Here is an 18,553-nt window from a genome sequence, read left to right on the forward strand (position 1 = left end):
CCCACCTAGTAAAGTAGTGAATAAAGTTGTCTGCGATATTTAGAGGCGAGTACGTTTCCTTGCCCTAGTGCAGATAAAATATCCATACATACTTTTTTGACTTCCCCATCATGAGCATGGAGATCTTTCTTTAAAACTCCTATCAATAATTGCAGAGCTTCTTCATCTCGTGCAACTTGGTGATATTGCAGTGCTAAATCACAAAGGCAAGATAGGTTAGTTGGGTCTTCTGAAAATTGCGACTCTAATGCTTGAATTTCTGGGCTATCTGCTGCTTGCTCGTGCAATTCTAATTTTGCTACCAACCCTTTGTAATAATTATCTTGGTATTCAAGAGGAATATTGGCTAATTGTGCTTTAGCAAGATCAAACTGTTGTGTTTCTAATAAACAATCGGCAATGGCGAGTTTGATATCTCCACGTGATGTGTAGTGTTCCGGTAGTGCCTGTAGTGAGGTTAAAGCTTCTTGATGTTGGTTGTTTTCCATTGCTTCAATGGCTGCTTTTAGAGCTAAATCTTCTGGGCTTGGAAGGTGTTTCACCAACATATTTGTGATGATTTCAATACTTTGAGGGCCAGCCATGCCATCGACTGCTTGGCCATTAGAAAACAAAGCAATCGTTGGGAGCGATTGGACACCAAATTGAGAGGCTAAAGCTGGCTCTGCTTCACAGTTAAGAAAGGCGAGAGTGAATGCACCTTGATATTGATTAGCCAGTGCTTGTAATTCATTTATAACAGGAGTGCTTTCAGCCACAGATGGTGCCCAAAAGTGGATAAGAACGGGCTGTTGCTGAGAAAGTTCTATCGTTGGGCGGAAATTTTGTTCATTAATTTCAATGATGAATTCTGGCTGCATTTCAATATCCTTGAAGTCACTTAGGTGTTGTAGGCTTAGGAGGCCTAAATCATTTATATAACAATGAGGTCACCACTATGATAATTCAAGGTAATAAGATAAAAGAGAAAGTGATTCGTTTGATTTGTTAATGGGCACTCAGCAGGTTTTTCTGTCACTAGAACATCAAAAAAATGGTACATACGATGGCTATACACAGCCAGTTAAGTTGGTTGAGGGTCATCATACAACTCCATTAATACGCCTCTTGATAATGGGATAATGACACACGATTATTAAGGTTTAATGACATGTAATTATTGGGGAGTAAAATTGTTAAATTAATTCTCTCTAGCATGAAGAATTTGTTTTAGTGCGGGTTCTAAGTGAGAAAAGGTGAATATAAAGCCAAGTTCAGTTAGGTGTTTGGGTTTGGCTCTGACACTATCAAAGAGTAATTGTGATGATTCGCCCATGATGAATTTCATCAACCATTTAGGTGTTGTTATCATAGCCGGGCGTTTTAATGTTTTTGCTAAGCCATCACTAAACGCGAGATTGGTGACAGGGTGAGGTGCACTTAGGTTGAAAATTCCATTGGCTTTATGGTGATTCACTAAGTATGCAATTGCTCTTGCTGCGTCTTGCAAGTGTATCCATGGCATATATTGTTCACCCGTTCCCATTTTACCGCCAACACCAAACTTGAATGGTGGTAGCATGGCAGCCAAAGCTCCCCCTTCAGTACCTAATACTATGCCTGTTCTTAATAGACATACTCGTGTTTTGTCACTTTGTGCCTGTAGTGCAATAGATTCCCATTGTTGGCAAACTTTGAAAGGGAAGCCGCCCTTAGCAAGTGGAGTATTTTCATACACTTGCTGTTTGTCTTTATCACCATAAATTCCGACGGCTGATCCACTAATTAAACATTTGGGTGGTGAGCTGCTTTTTTTAATGAGATCGACAAGTTGCTGTGTTGTATCCCAGCGGCTATGACATATTTTCTGTTTCTGAGTGGATGACCAGCGTTTTGCGGCAATAGGCTCACCAGCAAGATTGATCACAATATCTATATGATTAAGATCAGAGACGTTGGATAATTTGTTGATATAGTCAATGTTTGAAAAGTCAGCATGCCGTAATGCTGATTTGGCTTTTTTCGGTGAACGTGTTAACACAGTAATGTGATGGCCTGTGAGGTGTTTAACTAACTCACAACCGATAAATCCAGTTCCTCCAGTCATTAATATATGCATAACATCTCCTTGTTTGTCACTGTTATTATAGCGTTAGGTGTGACTTCTGCGAGGGCTATTTTAACTTACCTCAACAAAGTGATAATGATATGAAACTCTTTTTTATTTCCGACTTGCATGGCTGTCTTAAGGCGACTAAAACAGCATTGAAGCATTTTGAACGTTCGGAAGCGGAGCATCTTATTTTATTGGGAGATGTGCTGAATCATGGTCCTCGTAACCCTATCCCAGTTAGTTATGATCCGGTTCAGGTCGCTCAATTACTCAATCAATACAAAACTCATATTATTGCTGTTCGCGGTAATTGTGATAGTGAAGTTGACCAAATGCTTTTAGAGTTTCCAATTATGAGTGATTATACGGTTGTCCTGTTAGATTCAGGGAGCAAATTATTTTTAACTCACGGACATATCTATAATCAACAACATCTACCTCTTCTGAATGCTGGGGATGTTTTATGCCACGGGCACAGTCATATACCACAAGCTGCTTGGGTCGGAGAGCATTTTATCTTTAATCCAGGCTCCACGACATTTCCTCGTGGCCAAATTGAGGCGAGTTATGGCCTATATGAAGGTGACGTGTTTAGAGTCTGTAAATTAAATGGTGGTGAAGAGATTTTAAGCGGTCAATATAAATATACCCAAGTGACTTCAAGGTGCAGAATTCAGAGCTATCATCCAAACCTTTAGGCCGCGTTAAATTGAACAGAGATAGAATGACTATTATCATCTTCAATTTGCCTTGCCTAAAGCTTGTTTTATTCTTGCTGAAACTCGCACCTTGAAGTTACTTGGGTATAAACTATTTAATCTGAGCTTATTTATTGTCGGAATGCCCTAGGTTTCTATCTGGAGCGATAATGTCACGAACTCGTTGTTTGAGAATTTTTGCTTCGGGAAATCCATGATCGGTTTTTCTTTCCCAAATAACTTGGCCATTGCAGAAAATTTCAAATCGGCCACCAGTATCTGGGTGTAGAGCGACACTTTCTATTTCTTCGCTAAAAGTATGAAGTAGTTCTTGGCTTAGCCACGAAGCACGAAGCATCCAATTGCATTGACGACAGTAAAAGATTTCAATTTTTGCTTTCATGCGACACTCTTAGGTAAGAAAAAGGGCAAACTGTTGACTTGCCCTTGTGTTATTCAGAGACCATATTATTGAGAGAATAAAATGGTTGAGCCGTGCGCCAAGCTGGTAAGCAATAAAGTGCGATTATTGATCACATCGATTTTTCGGCTTTGTTGAGCGTTAATCTTAAATAGTGTTTTCAGTTTTTCAACTTGTGCTGGTGTTATCTGAGTTATTGGTGTGGTCGAAATATCTTTAAATTCGCTCGCATCAACAATTAAATAATGATCGCTAAGCTCCCAGTTTCCAGATTCTGATATGACAATTTCTACGGGCTTTTCAATATCCTTGCTCGTGAAAATCAGTGTCGAGTTTTTGATATATGTCTGGTTTGGTAAGTACTTCACGGTTGATGAAATACTCGCTTTGTCTAAGTGTTGAATCTTTTGATCCCAGAAGTTCATATAAGCAATTGTCGTGGACTGCCATTCTCTTGATGTCAGTTCTTGTTTTAACTTGATATCACCTTGCCAATAATTCCATGAACCTATTAGAGCTACAGCAAGTGCGATAATTGATATTGTCTTTTTCATGCTAGCCTCTATTGACAAAGGGATTCAAAGTTTGTTTGGTTAACAAACAATACGATGGTTTTATTTTGTTCGGTGTCTTTGAGAGGGTAGATATAATTTAAAGCAATATGCTCACTTTCACCACCGGTTGCGATCACTCGAGAGAGTGTTGTTGGAACATGTTTCTGATAAGCCTTGGTACACCTTTCTATAATTGGCAACCATTGATCTATTTTGGGTTGGTTCGCTGGTACAAAAAGTGGAATGTTGCTTTCCATTTCAATTTTAGTCAGCTCATTGCTCTTCGGCACTTCGCTCATCCATACAAAGAACGGTAATATTACAATCAGTGCCCAGACTAAATAAAGCCAAGTAGGGACCTTACTGTCTACGTTAGTTGATGTTTCTTTCGCGCTTGCAGCTATATTCTGACTTGAGTTAACCGTTTGTTTTGCTTCTTCAACATGATGAGTAGTTGTTGACTGGTCATCTTCAGAATTCAGATCTTGAGCTTTATCTGCCACTTCATGTGATTGGGGGGCAATATCAACTGAAGAGATTAATTGATAGCCTCGTTTTGGTACTGTTTTCACAAATTGAGGAGATTTTGTTGAATCTTGCAGCATTTTTCTAAGTGTAGAAATTGCTTGAGTAAGACTTGAATCGTCGACCTGAAATCCTTGGTCTCGCCATACATACTCGTGTAATTGATCTCGGCTCACCACTTGATTTGAGTTTTCGATCAAGATTAAAAGTATACGGCTCTCATTACTTCCTAAACGTACGATATTATTGTCATCATTCAGATCGCTTAGCGTATTGCTATAAGGATCGAATATGAACTTTTGGGCAAGAATATATTTAGTGCCTATATTGGTCATTTAGGTGTTCTCAGTAGCAAAAATTGGTTGAAATCGACCTTTCGCACAGCTAAAAATTCGCGAAATTTAGATTTTGTGATGTTTTTCATCTTTATGATAATAAAAAATGATAAGAAAAACACGGTTTTGATGATTTTTTACCTTGAATTTATATTCACCTGCCCAAATTTGTAGAGTAGGTTTTTAACAAACAACTTGGCTATACCAGCTGTACAAATAAGAGTGGAGTTCTAATGAGCGATACAATGACAACAAATAAAGAAACACGTGGATTTCAATCAGAAGTAAAACAACTACTGCACTTGATGATTCACTCTCTGTATTCCAATAAAGAAATCTTCTTACGAGAGCTGATCTCCAATGCCTCTGATGCAGCAGATAAGTTACGTTTTCAGGCATTATCGAATTCAGATTTGTACCAAGGCGATGCCGATCTAGGTGTTAAGCTCTCTTTTAACAGTGAAACCAATACACTGACCATTTCTGATAATGGCATTGGTATGTCACGTGAAGATGTGATTGAGCACCTAGGAACCATTGCTAAATCGGGTACTGCAGATTTCTTTTCTAAATTGTCCGAAGATCAAAGCAAAGACTCTCAATTAATTGGTCAATTTGGCGTTGGCTTTTATTCGGCTTTCATTGTGGCAGATGCGGTAACAGTTCGCACTCGCGCGGCAAGTCTACCTGCAGATAAAGCTGTCCAATGGCACTCTGCGGGTGAAGGCGATTACACTATTGAAGACATTATCAAAGAAACACGTGGTACCGACATTATTTTACACATGCGTGAAGAAGGTAAAGAATTCTTAAATGAATATCGTCTGCGTGATGTAATTGGCAAGTACTCTGATCATATTGGCATTCCAGTATCCATTTGGACAGAAAAAGACGTTGAAACTGGCGAAGAAAACGAAGACGGCACTAAAGTCACTAAAAAAGAAGCGTCTTGGGAGCAGATTAACAAAGCTCAAGCATTATGGACGCGCGCGAAAAGCGAGATCAATGATGAAGAGTACATTGAGTTCTATAAGCATGTTTCGCATGACTTTGCTGATCCGCTAACCTGGAGCCATAACAAGGTTGAAGGTAAAAATGATTACACTAGCTTGTTATACATTCCTTCGAAAGCCCCTTGGGATATGATGAACCGTGATCATCAAGCAGGTTTGAAGTTATATGTGCAACGCGTCTTTATTATGGACGATGCTGAGCAGTTTATGCCTTCTTACTTACGTTTTGTAAAAGGCTTAATTGATTCTAACGATCTGCCATTAAACGTGTCTCGTGAAATTTTACAAGATAACAAGATCACTCAATCGCTACGAAGCGCGTGTACTAAACGTGTGCTTGGTATGTTGGAAAAAATGGCCAACCGTGATGAAGAAAAATACCAAAGCTTCTGGAAAGAGTTTGGTCTTGTTCTAAAAGAAGGCCCGGCAGAAGACTTTTCAAATAAAGAGAAAATTGCTGGTTTAATGCGCTTTGCTTCGACTCATGTTGATAATTCAGAGCAAACCGTATCTTTAGCTTCTTATGTTGAGCGTATGAAAGAAGGTCAGGATAAAATTTATTATCTAACGGCTGATAGCTACGCTGCGGCAAAAAACAGCCCACACCTAGAGCAATTTAAAGCGAAAGGTCTGGAAGTGATTCTGATGTTTGATCGCATTGATGAGTGGTTAATGAACTACTTAACCGAGTTCGATGGCAAGCAATTCCAAGCAATCACTAAAGCGGGTCTTGATCTGTCTAAATTTGAAGATGAAGCGGAGAAAGAACAACAGAAAGAAACAGAAGAAGAGTTTAAGTCTGTTGTTGAGCGTACTCAAAATTACTTGGGCGACCGAGTAAAAGAAGTTCGCACTACCTTCAAGCTTGCAAGTACGCCAGCGGTTGTTGTGACTGATGATTATGAAATGGGTACACAGATGGCGAAATTGTTAGCGGCGGCTGGACAAGAAGTTCCTGAAGTGAAGTACATCTTCGAACTAAATCCTAATCATGCGTTAGTGAAGCGCATGGCAGATGAGGCAGATGAAGAAGCATTTGGTCGTTGGGTTGAAGTGTTACTTGGCCAAGCTATGCTCGCAGAACGTGGTGCAATGGAAGATCCAAGTCACTTTGTGGGTGCAATCAACGCACTTCTTACTAAGTAAAAATGAAATAGGGCTGGAAGTTGTGGTAAAATTCTGGCCCTAGTTTTGTAATAAGTCAGTATTTTTTGATACAACAGGGATATGCTGACTTCATCCTTATACCGAAACTTACCGTAGTGTCTTCATTGTTTTGTATACATTACAGTGAGCTTCGGTATAAAAAATTTTAAATAAGAGGAATATACATGCGCATCATTCTTTTAGGTGCTCCGGGGGCAGGTAAAGGCACTCAAGCTCAATTCATCATGGACAAGTTTGGTATTCCACAAATTTCAACCGGTGACATGTTACGTGCTGCAATTAAAGCTGGCACTGAAATGGGCAAGCAAGCGAAAGCGGTTATTGATGCGGGTCAACTCGTTTCTGATGATATTATTCTTGGTCTTATCAAAGAGCGCATTGCACAAGCTGATTGTGAAAAAGGTTTCTTACTAGACGGTTTTCCTCGCACTATCCCTCAGGCTGATGGCTTGAAAGAGCTAGGTGTTGAAGTGGACTACGTGATCGAATTCGACGTTGCTGACAGCGTGATTGTTGAGCGTATGGCTGGTCGTCGTGCTCACCTAGCATCTGGTCGTACTTACCACGTTACTTACAACCCACCTAAAGTGGAAGGTAAAGATGACGTAACGGGTGAAGACCTAGTGGTTCGTGATGATGATAAAGAAGAGACAGTACGTGCTCGTTTGGGTGTTTACCATGAGCAAACAGCTCCTCTTATTGCTTATTACAATAAAGAAGCTGAAGCGGGCAATACTCAATACTTGAAATTTGATGGTACTAAGCAAGTTTCAGAAGTGAGTGCTGATATCGAAAAAGCATTATCTTAATTTTCAGGCTTATTTTGGCGTCTATTTAACGATTGATTTGATAGGCAAAATAGATAAGTGACTGAGTAAGATTTTTGTTATATTGAGCGACATTATTCGTAATGTCGCTTTTTTATATCTTTTGTAGAGGTCGAGGATGGGCAAGTTAATCGTAAGTAAAACAGGCATTTTATTAGTCAACCTTGGAACGCCAGAATCTCCATCAGCTCAAGGGGTAAAAGACTTTTTAAAACCTTTTTTGAGTGATAAACGTGTTGTTAGTATCCCACGATTATTTTGGTGGCCTCTACTGAATGGTGTAATTTTACCGTTGCGTTCACCTAAAGTGGCCAAAGTCTATCAACAAGTCTGGATGGATGAAGGGTCACCTTTAATGGTGTATTCAAAGCGCCAAGCCGAAAAACTTGCCAAGGCGCTGCAAATCCCGGTAGAACTAGGAATGACTTACGGTAATCCGAGTATTGAAAGCGGCCTTAATAAGTTGATTGAGCAGGGCTGCGATACGATTACGATATTGCCTTTATATCCACAATATTCGAGTACTACAACAGCGGCGGTATCTGATGCATTATCACGTAGTCTGAGCAAAATGATTGCCTTACCAGGGTACCACTTAATCCGTGATTACCATCAACACCCTCTATATATAAAAGCTCTAGCAAGTAAGGTTCGAGATTATTGGCAACAGCATGGACAAGGTGACTACTTGTTGTGTTCATATCATGGAATTCCACAGCGTCTTGCTAATCAAGGTGATATGTATCCTAAACATTGTGAAAGAACCACAGAGTTGTTGCGCCTTGAACTTGGTTTATCGGTAGAGCAAATAGGTATGAGCTATCAATCTCGCTTTGGTAAAGAAGAGTGGTTGCAACCTTATACCGATAAAACACTCGAAAACTTAGCTGACAAGAGATTTGAAAAGTTAGATGTTATTTCCCCCGCTTTTGCTTGTGATTGCATTGAAACCTTAGAAGAAATTGCCATTGAATGTAAAGATATCTATCAGACTGCAGGTGGACAAGGTTATCGATATATTGAATGTTTAAATGACTCGGATGAGCATATTGAAATGATGGCTGACTTGATTCGTTCTACGCAATAATGTATTGAATTTACCTGGTTATCTAACATAAAAATACCGCACAGTTCAGTTCAAGTTGAATTGTGCGGTATTTTTTACACGTTGAGGATTCAGTTATTAACTATAGTCGGTAGTTAATTACTGAATACCTTGGTGTTGTTTATCTAGTCGACGCATTAGAGGTAAAACGGCTAATGCGATAAAGGTACAAACTACGGCAGCTATACCGAGTTTATTGAATAAGCTCGTATATACCGTTAAGGTTTCTAGCGGGTTTGTCATGCCTTTTGGAATACTGGCAAAGTTTGCTACTACACCACCTAGATATTGTGAAATACCAGAAGCCACGAAGTAAGCGCCCATCATAAATCCACCCATGCGCTCTGGTGCATAACGGGCAATCATCGCTAAACCTAATCCACTGACGAGTAGCTCACCTAAAGAGTAGGCTCCGTAACCGATAATCATGATCCAGGCAGAGGTTTTACCGTTGATAGCAAAGTTACCTGCAAACCCATACACAAAGAAGCCGATTGCAACAACAGCAAACCCTAGTGCGAATTTTGCCGCAATCGATAAATCTTTATTTTTAGCACCTGCTTTTGAGTAAAGGAATGCAAGTACTGGGCTTAGCAACATGATCCAAATTGGATTTAATGCTTGGAACTGTGCTGGTGACCAGGTAAGAAGGTGAGAGCCAAATACCGTAAAGTTCAGATCAACATTTCGTAATGCAAACAAGGCAAGTGATGTCGACATTTGTTGGTAGAAAATAAAGAAGAATACGGTTTGAATAATTAAGACTAAAGCGGCAATTAATCCAGCACGTTCATGTTGCTCACTGCTGCGAATTAAGTGAGTGAAAATTGCAAGTACTACAATACCAGCAACATACACAAAAATACGCGCCAGTTCTTGATATTGAAGAATTAAGGCTGATATACCAACTGCGATGACTGAACCAATTAGTACCAAAGTAAGTTTACGACCATCAACCGGTTTTTTGTCGGGTTCTGAACCATATTTTTCTAGTGCGTGACGCATCACAAAGAAGTTTGCTAACCCAACTAGTAGGCCTACGCAGCAAACCGCAAATGCTGCGTGCCAACCAAACTCATTTTGATACTGCTCATTAACGTAATCTTTTACCCAAGGAGTCAATAGCATTGAAATGGTTGAGCCTACATTTACTGCCATATAATAAATCGTGAAGGCACTATCGATTTTAGAATCATCTCCTTCATAAATTTTACGGACGAGGTTACCGGCATTAGGTTTAAACATACCGTTACCAACAACTACCACGCCTAGAGCGAAAAAGAGAACCCAAGTATTTTCAGATGGCAACGTCATTAGAGCGTAGCCCAAAGATAAAATAAACGTACCGATGATCATGGTACGTTTGGTGCCGAGAACTTTATCTCCAATCCAACCACCGATAGCTGGCGAGACATAAATTAATGCGGCACAAGCACCCCATACTAAGTTTGCGCGTGAATCTTCAAATCCTAGGCGTTGAATCATGAAGTAGACGATCAGTGCTTGCATACCGTAGTAGCCAAATCGTTCCCATAACTCAATCATGGACACAGTCATAAATGACTTAGTCTTTGAAACAGTGACTTGTTGTGTTGTCATGTGAATTTCCATTTGTGTAGTGGCAGTTATAACGAAGGTTATATTTGCCATATAATGTTGCGTTAGTGATCGATAAATAAGATTTTTTAGTTGTCATATCGATTTACATTTAGCATTAGTTTTATTTATGCTTTAGATCACAGAATCTAATATTACATTATATATACAGTTCAAATTTCAAAATCACAATGCCAATTTGTCATCAAATTAGGATTTTTTATCATTTGCCTACAAAATAACCTCTCAAGTTACAAGGGTGACTGAAATGTAAAGTGTAAGTTAATGTTGCGATGGGGTTTCATCATTTTTACTAATAGCGATAAATGTTAGAATAGGTGAAATTTTCTAGGGTATGAATAGTATGAAGTCTTGGTATTTATTGTATTGCAAGCGCGGAGAACAGAAAAGGGCCAAAATGCATTTGGAAAACCAAGGTGTTGAGTGCTATTACCCTGAAATAGAAATAGAAAAAATCCTAAGAGGAAAAAGGCAACAGGTTATGGAGCCATTGTTTCCTTCTTATATATTTATCGCATTGGAAGATGAAGAACACCTTAGCTTTACGACTATTCGTTCAACCAGAGGTGTAATGGATTTTGTTCGCTTTGGTGGTAAGCCACATAAAGTATCGAGATCTTTAATTCAGCACCTACAACGTCGAATTTATCAAGAAGAATTATTAGAAGAACAAGCACCTAAAAAAGGTGAAACTATTCAAATAAAATCGGGTCAATTTTCTGGGTTGAAAGCTATTTATCAAGAGCCAGATGGTGAAAAACGTTCTATTTTACTCATCACACTGATTAATCAGGAAGTTGAAGTTAGGGTCGAAAATAGTGATGTTGAATGGCGTAATTAATATATACCCAAATGACTTCAAGATGCAGAATTCAGAGCTATCATCCAAACCTTTAGGCAAGAAAGATTGGCGAAGGAATGTAAGCACCTTTCAAACCAATCTGACGCGGTATAAAGGTTTGGATGAAGCTCCCGAAGGGCAAGTTAAAACAAGCTTTATGCCGCGTTAAATTGAGTAGAGATAGAATAACTATGATCATATTCAATTTGCCTTGCCTAAAGCTTGTTTTATTCTTGCTGAAACTCGCATCTTGAAGTCATTTGGGTATATGAATTATTTCAATGGGTAGTTTGAGGTTTGCTACTCTTTCATCATTAATTCTGTAATGTAAAAAGCCTACCAACACTCATGTGCGGTAGGCTTTTATTATGCTTATAAATAAAAAAGGTTGGGATTAATAAGCGTCGTTATGGACGGCTTTCACGGCACGACCAGATGGATCGGCATTGTTTTTAAATGACTCATCCCATTCAATCGCAGTGGCTGATGAGCATGCTACTGATGGTCCGCCAGGTACACATTCAGCCGCTGACTCTAGAGGGAACAACTCAGCAAAAATCTCACGGTATACATAGCCTTCTTTAGTTGTTGGCGTGTTGTATGGGAATTTAAATGCTGCGGTCTCTAGTTGTTGGTCGGTTACTTTTTCTTCCGCTTGTGCTTTTAAAGAATCAATCCAGTTATAGCCCACGCCATCTGAGAACTGTTCTTTTTGACGCCATGCGATCGACTCTGGCAAGTAATGTTCAAAACATTCACGTAAAACGTGTTTTTCCATTTTGCCGTTGCCACACATTTTATCTTCAGGGTTTAGACGCATTGCAACGTCAATAAACTCTTTGTCTAAAAATGGGACACGGCCTTCAACACCCCAAGCAGCCAATGATTTGTTAGCACGGGCACAATCAAACATGTTTAGCGCAAGTAGTTTACGTACTGTTTCTTCATGGAACTCTTTGGCATTTGGTGCTTTATGGAAATACAAGTAGCCACCAAAGATTTCATCTGCCCCTTCACCGGAAAGTACCATTTTAATACCCATCGCTTTAATTTTACGCGCGAGTAGGAACATTGGGGTAGAAGCGCGAATCGTAGTCACATCATATGTTTCAATGTGATAAATCACGTCACGAATGGCATCGATACCTTCTTGAACGGTGTAGGTCATTTCATGGTGAACAGTACCCAGTTTATCGGCAACCTCACGAGCTGCTTTTAAATCAGGTGCGCCTTCTAGACCAATGGCAAAAGAGTGCAGTTGTGGCCACCAAGCTTGAGATTGGCTGTCATCTTCGATACGCATGGCGGCAAAACGTTTAGCAACCGCAGAAGTAATAGAAGAGTCGAGACCTCCAGAAAGTAATACGCCGTATGGTACATCAGTCATTAGCTGACGCTTCACCGCATCTTCTAGTGCTTGAGTTAAATCTTCTTTACTTGTTAGGTTACCTTGTACTGCTGCATATTCCATCCAATCACGCTGGTAGTAGCGAACAGGCTTAGCATCATCAGAGCCGTAGTAGCTGCCTGGAGGGAATTCACTGATGGTTTTACATACCGGTACCAGCGCTTTCATTTCAGATGCTACGTAATAGTTACCGTGTTCATCATAACCTTGATAAAGAGGGATAATACCGATGTGGTCACGGCCAACCAAGTATTTATCTTTTTCTTCATCGTATAAAACGAAAGCAAAAATACCATTTAATTCTTCTAATAAATCTTCACCAAGTTCTTGATACAGCGCTAGGATAACTTCACAATCAGAATCGGTTTGAAAGTTGAACTTGTCAGCATAACGAGCACGGATTTCTTTGTGGTTATAAATCTCGCCATTCACTGCCAATATGTGTTTTTTATCTTCGCTATAAAGAGGTTGTGCGCCACTGTTTAAGCCTACAATAGATAAACGTTCATGAGCTAGAATTGCTTTATCTGAAGCGTAGATACCTGACCAATCTGGGCCACGGTGGCGAAGTTTTTTAGACATTTCCAGTGCTAATGGGCGTAATGGGGTTGGATCCGATTTAATATCTAAAATGCCAAATATTGAACACATATTCTCTTCCTTAAAATCCGTTTTAAACTTTTAGTTTGTTAGAGCTAATTAGTTTGTTAGAGCTAATTTAATCTGTTAAAGCCAATTTGCCACGATCAATAAAAAAAGCAACCAATCATTATTAAATTAATCACATAAAAGCAAGTTATGTGAATTTTATTCACCAAATTTAATTTATTGATGAATAAAATCCATTCTCGGTCGATTTTTATCCGAATAGATGGAGACTAGGTTAAATTATTACTTGTATCCCAATCGCCCGGTTGCATTGTTTTAAATTGCGGGTTTAATTTATCGCATACATGACGAGCAAAACCTGCACCGGCTTCGTTATAGATATTAAATGCAGCATCCACGCCACTTTGTGTCATTTCAGCTACTTGATCTGGATACTCGGCAATTGCTGCTATTTGTCCTTGGTAGTTGCGAGCTTTTAACTGCTCGAGTGCTGATTGATTTCCTTTGTGATGGGGCATAGCAAGCAGCACCAGTTTTACATTGGCTATATCAAGAATGCGCTCCCAGAAATCTGAATCCGTTGCATCGCCTTGGATGACATTTCTACCACTGGTTCTATGTGTTTGCACCACATCAGATCGAGTTTCTACCCCCAAGCTGATTTTGCCATAACGGGTACGAATTTCATCGTAAGCACCAGTACCAATACGGCCCATTCCTAAGATCAGCACCTGTGCATGACCCGGGTTAATACGCTTATCTTTTAAGTGTAGCTTTTCATCCGCTTGCTCTCTTAACCAATGTGACGTATAGCGGTAAATTTTATGGCTTATATTATTGATTGGGGCAGCGATAATGAAAGATAAAGAAACGGCCATAGCAATCGCGATCATCATTTCACCCGGTAACCAACCGAGTTTATAAGCAATGCCAGAGACAATCAGTCCAAACTCGCTATAGTTCAATAAGGTCAGCGAGGCAAGTAGAGAAGTGCGTACTCGGAACTTAAACAAGTTTATGACCACGTAGTACAGTGCGCCCTTAATTGGCAATAGGCAAAGCAATAGTAGAGCAAGAATAAAGCCATCTAGAGTAGGAGCATCAGATAAACCTATATTTAAGAAAAAGCAGACTAAAAATAACTCTTTAATGTTAAAGAGAGATTTAGATAGTTCAGATGCTTTGTAGTGACCAGCCAGTAACATGCCTAAAATTAATGCACCTAAATCTGCCTTCATTCCAACGAGTTTAAAAAGACCAGCTCCCATTACGAGTGCCATAAAAAATCCGTATAAGACTAGCATCTCGCCATGGCCACACTTGTCTAGAATTTTGTAAAAAAGAGGGCGAAGAAAAGGAAGAACAAAAAGCGCTAGCGCATACCATTCAGGTAGTTTACCTGTCGAGATAGTGAGGAAAAGAACAGCAAAAATATCCTGCATAACCAAAATACCAATTGATATGGTGGCAAAGGTTGAGTTCATGCTGCCTTTTTCTTCTAAACTTTTAATCGCAAATACGGTACTGGAAAAAGATAGTACAAAGCCAAGTAACAATATTTGAGTGGTGTCAATATCGCTAAACAGGCTAATCCCGATAGTTTTTAGACCGAGCAGGGCTAAAGTAAAGAAAGCAGTTGATAGTACATTATGCAAAGTAGCACTAGCCCAAATTTCTTTAGCAAGTAAGGTTTTGACATCTAGCTTTAGCCCGATGGTAAAGAGTAGAAGAGTGACGCCTAAATCGGACAATGTAGTAATGGTTTCATTGCTAACAAAGCCTGCATATTGCAAGGAAAATCCTGCAATTAAAAAACCGACTAATGGTGGAAGGTTGCATTTGAGCGCGATGAAGCCGGAAACAAAAGCGGCGATAATAAGCAAAATATCCATGTATTCCTTTCTCTAAAATAAAAAACGGGTATACCAATAGGTATACCCGTAGGAATTATATACATAACTGTTAAAAAATATTGCTATTTATCTTACTCACCCAGTAATTTTTGCAGTAGCACACCATTAAGCATTGCGCGTTTGATCATGGCGAATGCCCCGATGGTAGGTTGTTCATATAGTTTAGATTCTACTATCGGCAGGTTTTTGTGAAACGTAGCGAGTGAGTGGCTTTCAATATTTCGTTGAATGGCATGAAAGATAATATCTTTCGATTTAACCAGTTCACCTGCGATGATGATTTTTTGTGGATTAAATAAGTTAACTGTCATGGCGATGGCTTTACCTAGGTAGTGTCCAACACGGATAAGTGCTTGGCTAGCTAAGTCATCTCCTTGATTTGCATGTTCACAAATCACACTCATAGTGAGTTTATCTACATGGGATAAGCTTGATGGAAAACCTTGATCAAGGCGTGATTGTACATGAGCAATAATAGCAGGGTTGGCGGCAATGGTTTCTAAGCAACCAAAATTACCACATTGACAGCGATCGCCTAGTGGTTCAATTTGTACGTGGCCGATTTCCCCTACGTTGCGGTTAGACCCTAAGAATACTTGGCCGTTAACTATGATACCTGCACCAGTACCGCGGTAAACACTCACTAAGATTGAATCTTGGCAGTCACGACTTGCTCCAAAATAATGTTCAGCCAGAGCTAATCCTCGAATATCGTTACCGACAAAGGTTTCAACTTCAAATGTATCGCTTAATAATTTACCCAAAGAAAGATTATCGATTTCGGTATTCGGCATGTATTCAACTACCCCAGTTTCAGGGTTTACTAAGCCAGGAAGAGTGACACCGATAGCAATTAATTGCTCGATAATATCTTTGTTCTGATTGAGGAATGCTTTGGTATGTAGAACTAAACCATCAAGTAGATCTTGTTGTTTATCGTACTTAAAAGAGGCGTGATGATTAGCAAGTTCATGACCACTTAAGTCATAGATACTTAACTGGATATAATCTCGTCCTAAACGAATAGCAATCGAATGGAAAGGCGTGGTTTCTGTGGTTAAAGAAATAGCGCGTCTCCCCCCAGTAGAGGCTTGTTGCGCTACTTCTTTAATTAATCCTCGTTCAAGTAGTTGGCGAGTGATCTTAGTGACACTGGCGGGGGCTAATTGGCTAACATCGGCAACTTGTATTCTCGAAATTGGACCTTGTTGGTCAATTAGGCGATATACTGCCGCGCTATTAAGTTGTTTAACTAAATCTACATTACCAATTTGTCCGCCATTCATTCTATGTCTGCTCGTATTGTCCGTTAACAATCGTCGCTTTTACCTTGAAGTCACGATCAAACACAGTTAGGTTTGCGACCATTCCCGGTTTGATTTCACCAAGCTGTCTCTCTACACCGATTGCTCGGGCAGGATAAAGCGTGGCCATTCTCAGTGCTTCGTCTAAAGCGATACCTACATGTTCAACCGTATTTTGTACGGCTTCAATCATGGTTAAAGCTGAACCACCAAGTGTGCCATTTTCATCAACACACTTACCATCTCGGTAATATACTTTCTTACCAACAAAAATAAAGTGATCCATGTCAGCTCCTGCTGGAGCTGTGGCATCCGTCACTAATACTAGCTTATCACCTTTGATTTTATGGGCAATTCGGATGTTGGCATAGTCTACATGGAAGCCGTCAGCAATAATACCAGCATAAACTTCAGAAGTGTCGTAGATTGCACCAACAACACCTGGTTCACGTCCAACCATTGGAGTCATCGCATTGAAAAGGTGAGTTGCAAATGTAATACCATTAGCAAAACCTTGACGAGCCTCTTGGTAAGTTGCGTTAGTGTGACCGATAGAGACAACGATACCAGCATCTCTTAAGCGTTGGATATGCTCAGGTTCATTTTGCTCAGGCGCTAAGGTTACCTTGGCAATGACATCGTGGTTATCACAGATTGTTTGAATCATTTCATCATCTGATTTGCGAATAAAGTCAGGTCGATGGATGCCTTTTTTCAGAACATTAAGGTAAGGACCTTCTAAGTGTAGCCCCAAAGATTGGTTCTGGTAGCGTTGCTGATATTCACGAGCTGCCGATATTGCTTGCTGCATATCTTCGTCAGATGACGTAATTAATGTTGGCAAAAAGCTAGTACAGCCAGATTTTAAATTCGCTTTATGCATGATGTGCATAGTATCGGCGGTGACTTCGTCATTTAACATTACGCCGCCGCAGCCATTTAGCTGTAGATCGATAAAACCTGGACTAAGATTTGTGCCCTGTAGATCGTAAGTCTCTATCTCTTTTGGTAGTTCATCTATTTTAACAATAGATTGAATTTTACCTGCATCCACTAACACAGCGTGATCTATAAGTACGTCATGGCCTGTGTAGATTTTTGCATTTATCAGAGCATACATAGTAGGCATCCTCTTATTTCAAATTCTTAATATTTTCTGCTTCAAGCTCTTTAAAGTATTTCACTGTTTTTACTTTAAGTTCTTGAGTTGAAGGGTCATCACATACAATGACTGATTTTGCATGCAGTTGTAAGGCAGACACTGTCCAAAGATGATTGACTGATCCTTCTACTGCCGCTTGTAAAGCAAGAGCTTTATTGTGGCCTGTGATCAAAATCATAACTTCTTCAGAATCTAATAGAGTACCAACTCCGATAGTTAGCGAATACTTTGGTACTTGACTAATATCACCATTGAAGAAGCGTGAATTAGCGATACGTGTATCTTCGGTCAGTGTTTTGATTCGAGTACGTGAAGATAGGGAAGATGCAGGTTCATTGAATGCAATGTGGCCATCGTTACCTACACCACCCATGAATAAGTTGATACGTCCGTAGGACTTGATTTTATCCTCGTAACGTTTGCACTCAGCCTCATGGTCATCAGTATTACCATTTAACAAGTTGATGTTTTTTTCTTGAATATCAATATGGTTGAAAAAGTTTTCATACATAAATGAACGGTAAGATTCAGGGTGATCAGTTGCTAATCCAACATATTCATCCATGTTAAATGTCACAACGTGCTTAAAACTTACCTCACCAGCTTTATGCAGTTTAATTAATTGCTTATAGGTATTTAGAGGTGTGCCACCAGTCGGTAAACCTAGAACAAAAGGTCGGTCTTCAGTTGGGTTGAACTTATTGATTTTATTTACAATATGGCGAGCTGACCATAGGCCAACTTCATTTGCATTATCGAGTGGAATTAGTCTCACAGTACACCTCTAATAGAACAAAAACTAAAGTTGAGAATAGGATATTCATTTCATTATTTTGCATGATAAAATAAGTTTTGGAAACTATCTAGTATAAATAAGATAAATCCTTCACAAGAATTACGCAAACTAGCAAATAACTCTTGATAAAGATCACAAATAACAGGGTTTTAATTTGCGGACTAAA

At 39.5% G+C, this 18,553-nt stretch carries 16 protein-coding genes; 5 read left to right on the forward strand and 11 right to left on the reverse strand.

Features of this window, described 5'->3' with window-relative positions:
• Positions 1–5: 5 nt before the first annotated feature.
• Positions 6–860 (reverse strand): co-chaperone YbbN, encoded by an 855-nt coding sequence (locus QQJ93_RS13505; RefSeq protein WP_089123313.1) that lies wholly within the window; start codon positions 858–860, stop codon positions 6–8.
• Positions 861–1,180: 320 nt separating this feature from the next.
• Entirely contained in the window at positions 1,181–2,098 is a 918-nt protein-coding gene (locus tag QQJ93_RS13510; RefSeq protein WP_089123312.1) for a TIGR01777 family oxidoreductase, read from the reverse strand.
• Between the two features lie 89 nt (positions 2,099–2,187).
• On the opposite strand from QQJ93_RS13510, the gene yfcE reads away from it, so the two are divergent.
• Positions 2,188–2,790 carry a phosphodiesterase gene (gene yfcE / locus QQJ93_RS13515; RefSeq protein WP_089123311.1) on the forward strand — a complete coding sequence of 201 codons (603 nt, stop codon included), beginning with the start codon at positions 2,188–2,190 and terminating at the stop codon, positions 2,788–2,790.
• A 127-nt stretch (positions 2,791–2,917) separates the two neighbouring features.
• Here the strand turns inward: yfcE and QQJ93_RS13520 are convergent, their stop codons facing one another.
• The 3 genes from QQJ93_RS13520 to QQJ93_RS13530 form a co-directional block, all read right to left on the reverse strand.
• The gene (locus QQJ93_RS13520; RefSeq protein ID WP_089123310.1) at positions 2,918–3,193 is read right to left on the reverse strand and encodes an Rdx family protein; all 276 of its coding nucleotides are present in this window, start codon (positions 3,191–3,193) and stop codon (positions 2,918–2,920) included.
• Positions 3,194–3,258: 65 nt separating this feature from the next.
• A complete protein-coding gene (locus tag QQJ93_RS13525) occupies positions 3,259–3,765 on the reverse strand; it encodes a regulatory protein ToxS (RefSeq protein ID WP_089123309.1) in 507 nt (168 codons plus the stop codon).
• 8 nt (positions 3,766–3,773) lie between these two features.
• Positions 3,774–4,625, reverse strand: a complete 852-nt coding sequence (locus QQJ93_RS13530; RefSeq protein ID WP_089123308.1) for a winged helix-turn-helix domain-containing protein — start codon at positions 4,623–4,625, stop codon at positions 3,774–3,776.
• A gap of 233 nt (positions 4,626–4,858) precedes the next feature.
• Here QQJ93_RS13530 and htpG point away from each other — a divergent pair, with 233 nt between their 5' ends.
• The 3 genes from htpG to hemH all read left to right on the forward strand — a co-directional run bounded on the left by htpG (position 4,859) and on the right by hemH (position 8,719).
• On the forward strand, positions 4,859–6,784 hold the full coding sequence (gene htpG, locus QQJ93_RS13535; RefSeq protein ID WP_089123307.1) for a molecular chaperone HtpG: 1,926 nt from the start codon (positions 4,859–4,861) through the stop codon (positions 6,782–6,784).
• A gap of 185 nt (positions 6,785–6,969) precedes the next feature.
• The gene (gene adk, locus QQJ93_RS13540; RefSeq protein WP_089123306.1) at positions 6,970–7,614 is read left to right on the forward strand and encodes an adenylate kinase; all 645 of its coding nucleotides are present in this window, start codon (positions 6,970–6,972) and stop codon (positions 7,612–7,614) included.
• A 136-nt stretch (positions 7,615–7,750) separates the two neighbouring features.
• On the forward strand, positions 7,751–8,719 hold the full coding sequence (hemH, locus tag QQJ93_RS13545) for a ferrochelatase (RefSeq protein WP_089123305.1): 969 nt from the start codon (positions 7,751–7,753) through the stop codon (positions 8,717–8,719).
• 117 nt (positions 8,720–8,836) lie between these two features.
• On the opposite strand, the gene QQJ93_RS13550 is transcribed toward hemH, so the two are convergent.
• Complete coding sequence (locus tag QQJ93_RS13550; protein ID WP_089123304.1) at positions 8,837–10,336, reverse strand: peptide MFS transporter; 1,500 nt, start codon at positions 10,334–10,336, stop codon at positions 8,837–8,839.
• A gap of 361 nt (positions 10,337–10,697) precedes the next feature.
• Here QQJ93_RS13550 and rfaH point away from each other — a divergent pair, with 361 nt between their 5' ends.
• Positions 10,698–11,195: a transcription/translation regulatory transformer protein RfaH gene (rfaH, locus tag QQJ93_RS13555; protein ID WP_089123303.1), complete on the forward strand. Its 498-nt coding sequence runs from the start codon at positions 10,698–10,700 to the stop codon at positions 11,193–11,195.
• Positions 11,196–11,589: 394 nt separating this feature from the next.
• Here rfaH and asnB read toward each other — a convergent pair whose 3' ends face one another.
• The 5 genes from asnB to nagB all read right to left on the reverse strand — a co-directional run bounded on the left by asnB (position 11,590) and on the right by nagB (position 18,366).
• Positions 11,590–13,254 (reverse strand): asparagine synthase B, encoded by a 1,665-nt coding sequence (asnB, locus tag QQJ93_RS13560; protein WP_089123301.1) that lies wholly within the window; start codon positions 13,252–13,254, stop codon positions 11,590–11,592.
• Positions 13,255–13,481: 227 nt separating this feature from the next.
• On the reverse strand, positions 13,482–15,104 hold the full coding sequence (locus tag QQJ93_RS13565; protein WP_089123300.1) for a cation:proton antiporter family protein: 1,623 nt from the start codon (positions 15,102–15,104) through the stop codon (positions 13,482–13,484).
• A 92-nt stretch (positions 15,105–15,196) separates the two neighbouring features.
• A complete protein-coding gene (gene nagC / locus QQJ93_RS13570) occupies positions 15,197–16,411 on the reverse strand; it encodes a DNA-binding transcriptional regulator NagC (RefSeq protein WP_089123299.1) in 1,215 nt (404 codons plus the stop codon).
• Position 16,412: 1 nt separating this feature from the next.
• The gene (gene nagA, locus QQJ93_RS13575; RefSeq protein WP_089123298.1) at positions 16,413–17,549 is read right to left on the reverse strand and encodes an N-acetylglucosamine-6-phosphate deacetylase; all 1,137 of its coding nucleotides are present in this window, start codon (positions 17,547–17,549) and stop codon (positions 16,413–16,415) included.
• Between the two features lie 13 nt (positions 17,550–17,562).
• Positions 17,563–18,366 carry a glucosamine-6-phosphate deaminase gene (nagB, locus tag QQJ93_RS13580; protein ID WP_089123297.1) on the reverse strand — a complete coding sequence of 268 codons (804 nt, stop codon included), beginning with the start codon at positions 18,364–18,366 and terminating at the stop codon, positions 17,563–17,565.
• Between the last annotated feature and the right edge of the window lie 187 nt (positions 18,367–18,553).

This window comes from Vibrio algivorus, from assembly GCF_030161215.1.
Classification (GTDB): Bacteria; Pseudomonadota; Gammaproteobacteria; order Enterobacterales; family Vibrionaceae; genus Vibrio; species Vibrio algivorus.

Bases quoted from the DNA above. Each gene is read 5' to 3' on its own strand.
- QQJ93_RS13510 (WP_089123312.1), bottom strand. From the start codon at position 2,098: ATGCATATATTAATGACTGGAGGAACTGGATTTATCGGTTGTGAGTTA.
- rfaH (WP_089123303.1), top strand. From the start codon at position 10,698: ATGAAGTCTTGGTATTTATTGTATTGCAAGCGCGGAGAACAGAAAAGG.
- nagA (WP_089123298.1), bottom strand. From the start codon at position 17,549: ATGTATGCTCTGATAAATGCAAAAATCTACACAGGCCATGACGTACTT.
- asnB (WP_089123301.1), bottom strand. From the start codon at position 13,254: ATGTGTTCAATATTTGGCATTTTAGATATTAAATCGGATCCAACCCCA.
- yfcE (WP_089123311.1), top strand. From the start codon at position 2,188: ATGAAACTCTTTTTTATTTCCGACTTGCATGGCTGTCTTAAGGCGACT.
- QQJ93_RS13525 (WP_089123309.1), bottom strand. From the start codon at position 3,765: ATGAAAAAGACAATATCAATTATCGCACTTGCTGTAGCTCTAATAGGT.
- QQJ93_RS13565 (WP_089123300.1), bottom strand. From the start codon at position 15,104: ATGGATATTTTGCTTATTATCGCCGCTTTTGTTTCCGGCTTCATCGCG.
- QQJ93_RS13530 (WP_089123308.1), bottom strand. From the start codon at position 4,625: ATGACCAATATAGGCACTAAATATATTCTTGCCCAAAAGTTCATATTC.
- QQJ93_RS13505 (WP_089123313.1), bottom strand. From the start codon at position 860: ATGCAGCCAGAATTCATCATTGAAATTAATGAACAAAATTTCCGCCCA.
- QQJ93_RS13550 (WP_089123304.1), bottom strand. From the start codon at position 10,336: ATGACAACACAACAAGTCACTGTTTCAAAGACTAAGTCATTTATGACT.
- hemH (WP_089123305.1), top strand. From the start codon at position 7,751: ATGGGCAAGTTAATCGTAAGTAAAACAGGCATTTTATTAGTCAACCTT.
- nagC (WP_089123299.1), bottom strand. From the start codon at position 16,411: ATGAATGGCGGACAAATTGGTAATGTAGATTTAGTTAAACAACTTAAT.
- QQJ93_RS13520 (WP_089123310.1), bottom strand. From the start codon at position 3,193: ATGAAAGCAAAAATTGAAATCTTTTACTGTCGTCAATGCAATTGGATG.
- htpG (WP_089123307.1), top strand. From the start codon at position 4,859: ATGAGCGATACAATGACAACAAATAAAGAAACACGTGGATTTCAATCA.
- adk (WP_089123306.1), top strand. From the start codon at position 6,970: ATGCGCATCATTCTTTTAGGTGCTCCGGGGGCAGGTAAAGGCACTCAA.